This is a genomic window from Paraburkholderia sp., from assembly GCF_035656215.1.
Classification (GTDB): domain Bacteria; phylum Pseudomonadota; class Gammaproteobacteria; order Burkholderiales; family Burkholderiaceae; genus Paraburkholderia.
Window position 1 is genome coordinate 1 of sequence record NZ_DASRSY010000346.1, and the last position, 3,588, is coordinate 3,588.

At 62.2% G+C, this 3,588-nt stretch carries 4 protein-coding genes; 3 read left to right on the forward strand and 1 reads right to left on the reverse strand.

Translation table 11 applies throughout. The annotated features are described in order from the left end of the window. The 3 genes from VFE81_RS20230 to VFE81_RS20240 all read left to right on the forward strand — a co-directional run. The coding region (locus VFE81_RS20230) for an NAD-binding protein (RefSeq protein ID WP_325046291.1) at nt 1-235 on the forward strand (235 nt) is incomplete at its 5' end. A 169-nt stretch (nt 236-404) separates the two neighbouring features. After that, entirely contained in the window at nt 405-1,718 is a 1,314-nt protein-coding gene (locus tag VFE81_RS20235) for an MFS transporter (protein ID WP_325046292.1), read from the forward strand. 534 nt (nt 1,719-2,252) lie between these two features. Continuing rightward, nucleotides 2,253-2,759: a response regulator gene (locus tag VFE81_RS20240; RefSeq protein WP_325046293.1), complete on the forward strand. Its 507-nt coding sequence runs from the start codon at nt 2,253-2,255 to the stop codon at nt 2,757-2,759. A 28-nt stretch (nt 2,760-2,787) separates the two neighbouring features. On the opposite strand, the gene VFE81_RS20245 is transcribed toward VFE81_RS20240, so the two are convergent. Next, the gene (locus VFE81_RS20245; protein ID WP_325046294.1) at nt 2,788-3,546 is read right to left on the reverse strand and encodes an SDR family oxidoreductase; all 759 of its coding nucleotides are present in this window, start codon (nt 3,544-3,546) and stop codon (nt 2,788-2,790) included. Between the last annotated feature and the right edge of the window lie 42 nt (nt 3,547-3,588).

A 3,588-nucleotide genomic window follows, 5' to 3' on the forward strand; every position in this document is an offset into this window, starting at 1 on the left:
GGCCGACTCGATGCTGCTGCAAACCTTGATGCCGCGCATGTTGACACCGCCGTCGAGTCCATCGGGCACGATCAGAACGATGCTGAAGGATCTCGACGCGGTGGCGGAGTTGGCGCGCGAGGCTCACGCGCCGCTGCGCGCCGTCGGCGAGGTGCGCAAGCTTTTGCAGGAAGCTGTCGAACGGGGACTCGGCGATGAAGACATCTCACAGATCGTCCGGGTCCTGCTCGATTAGCGCATGACGCATGAGCCGGAAGTCAACAACGAGCACTAAGCAGCAAGCGTAAGTGCCGCCCACATCGCCTGACACAAGGCAGACGCGGCTGATAGAAGCGCAACGACAAACGCAAGGGCAACGCGGCGAACATGGCAATGAGCCTTGTCGGACCGCGCAGGAGACAACCATGTCCAGTCTTGAATCCGCCAGATTTTCAGAAGAAGCTCCCGCGCGGCTTACGCGCTCACAGTGGCACATGATCATCCTCGCGAGTCTTGGCGGCGCGCTCGAGTTCTACGATTTCGTCGTCTACGGCATCTTCGCGCAGTTCATCGGCCGTGCGTTCTTTCCGATGCACGATCCGATTGTCGGCCTGATGCTGTCATTCGCCGTGTTTGCGATCGGCTATCTCTCGCGACCGGTAGGCGGCATCGTCCTGAGCTATTTCGGCGACAGGTACGGACGCCGGCGCGTGTTCATCGTGTCGGTGATCGTCGTGTCGATGTGCACCATCGGTATGGGGATCGTGCCGACCTACGCGACGTGGGGCATCAGCGCCACGCTGCTGATGATTCTGCTGCGTCTCCTGCAAGGCTTCTGTCTCGGTGGGGAGCTGCCCGGTTCGATTACCTACGTGGTCGAAACGGTGCCGCGGCGTGCGGGACTCGTGTGCGGCATCGTGTTCTTTTGCGTGAACTCCGGCGTGTTGCTGGCGGCGGCCGTCAATCTCTCGGTGCACAGCTTTCTGAGCGGCGACGATGTCGCGGCGTACGGCTGGCGCATTGCGTTTCTGTTCGGTGGCGCAATCGGCTTGTTGAGTTTCTGGCTGCGCCGCAAACTCGAAGAAACGCCCGCGTTCGCAAAGATGAAGCATCTCGCCGCGAAGCATCCGCTGGCAGAACTGTTGCGCGAGCACTGGCGGCCCGTGCTGCTCGGCATCGGCACGACAGCGGTGGTCGCCGCATTCAACGGCTTGCTGTTCGCGCACATGCCGGCTTATCTCGATCGCGTGTTGCACTACGACCCGCGCCGCGTGGCGATCGGACAGAACGTCGGTCTCGCGGTGGTGTCGACGGGCATTCTGCTATCCGGCTGGCTCGGCGACAAACTGCCGAGGCGCTTTGTGCTGCGCTTCGGCTCACTGCTCCTGATGGTGCTGAGCTATCCGTTTTATCTGGCAGCGAGCAGCCATACGATCGATGTCGTGCTGCTGCTCGCGCTGGCCGGTGTGGCCGCGTGTCTCGCCAACGGCACGTTCGCCTGCATCATCGCCGACATGTTTCCGACGCGCGTGCGTTTCAGCGGCGTCGCGCTGACGTTCAATGTCAGCTTCACCGTGTTTAGCGGCACCGCGCCGTTGATCGCCACGTGGCTGATTTCGTCGACAGGTAATGTCGCCGCGCCTGCGTATTTCATGGCGGCGTGCGCGGCGCTTTCGTTCATAGCGAGCTTCGGATTGAAAGCGGTGAGCGGCAAGATCGCTTCGCACTCGGCAGACTGATGCCGTTCAACGGAGGGTGCCGTTGTTCGGCACCATCGTCCTTGCGCCGATTTGGGCAACCCCCGAAAGTACATCGCTCACCGCCGTGCAAGTGCCTGACCCACACCGCCTCTTACCTGGGTATGCAGATTACTCGACCCTCTCTAAAGGTGAGGGTTTGCGGGAGTAGCCTGTTCGGGAACATCGGTGCCCCGCCCAGCATGCCTTTGCGGCCTGCCCCCAAACTCTTGAGGTGAGGGTTTTCGGGAGTCCCCCGATGGGCACTTCGCGCTGAACCCCAATCACTCCGTGCCAAAGGTGAGACTTTTCGGGAGCCGATCCGCGCATCGTGCCGTGACTTTGCGAGTCGCCCCTTATCACGTTCCGTGTTGAAAGAGTTGGGAAGAAATTGCCAACCTTGGGGGCTGTTCCCCGTTTTGAGAACACCTGCATACAGGGAAGATGGCGACGCGGACGACAAGCGGTCAGCGGATTAGCTATTCCCGCAAGCCATCGCCTGTCTCTGAAAACCGATCGTCTCCTGGAATCAGTTGGATGAGTCAGCACATTCTCTTTGTGGGCGCCGACGCCGGCTTAACGGCCGTCGTGGGCGAATCTTTACGCGGGCAAGGCTGCGGTGTGTCCGCACGTCCGCATTGCGCCGGACTGAAGCACGTGGTCGAGATGGAACGGCCGGCGTTGCTGGTGCTCGACATATCGGCGCCACACGGTGACGGCCTTGCCGTATTGCGTGACTTGCGCATGAGCGGCAACGACGTGCCGGTGATTTTGCTGTCGGCGAGCAGCAAGGCGATCGATCGTGTGATTGGTCTTGAGCTTGGTGCCGACGATTTTATGAGCAAGCCCGCCGACCCAGCCGAACTGCTCGCCCGCATTCGCGTGTTGCTGCGCCGGCGCGGCGCGCTTGCGCCAGGCGCGCCGGAAACGCGGCCGCCGTATCGCTTCGGATGTGTTCGTGCCGCACGGCGAAGTTGGGGCGGCCGAGCGCGGCGCGATGGTCGCGCCCGGCGTGTGAGTATCGGCGTGTCAGCCGAAAGGTGAGGTTTTACGGGAGCGTGACGCGCGCAAGTCAGGCCTGTTTCGCGACCTCGCGAATATCCGCCACCGGCGTTTGCCCGAATGCATCGCTGAACGCGTAGTCGAGCAACTGGGTGGCGCATTGTTCAGGCGTCGAAAGCTGGCCGTTGCGTTTGAGGTCTTCGAATTTTTCGCGCATCGGAAACTGCTCGGTGCCGCTGCCACGAATTTCCGCCTGCATATTCGTATCGATGACCCCCGGCGCCAGGCTGCAAATACGCAGCGCGCGATTCGCGTCGAGTGCAACGGCGCGTGCGTGATGATCGAGCGCGGCCTTGGTCGCGCAGTAGATGCTCCAGCCGGGATACGCATTGCGCGCCGCGCCGCTGGAAATATGCACGATGCGCCGATCGGTTGCGTCGACACTGGCTGCGGCGAGCGCGCTCGCGAGCATCAGCGGCGTGGCCACGTTCAGGCTCACGGCGGTCGCTATGTCCGTGGCGTCCTGGCCTTCGATCGGACCGATTGGCTGAACCATGCCCGCGTTGTTGATCAGCAGTACGCTTTGCGCGCCGCTGACGAAGCTGCGCAGTGCATCGGTTGCAACCCATTGGGCGACGCGCGAGGGATCGGCAAGCTCAAGTTCGATTTCTTCGAGCAGCGCCGGGAAGCGCTCTTTCAGGGTGGCGTGACGCGAGCGGGACAAACCCAGCACGGCGACGCCACGCGCCAGCAGTTGTTCAGCCAGAGATGCGCCGAGGCCGCGAGTGTGGCCGGTCACGATCGCGCGGATCGGAGAAGAAGTGGACATGTCGTTCCTTGTGATCGTTGGCTTGAGAAGACCGTCATTTTC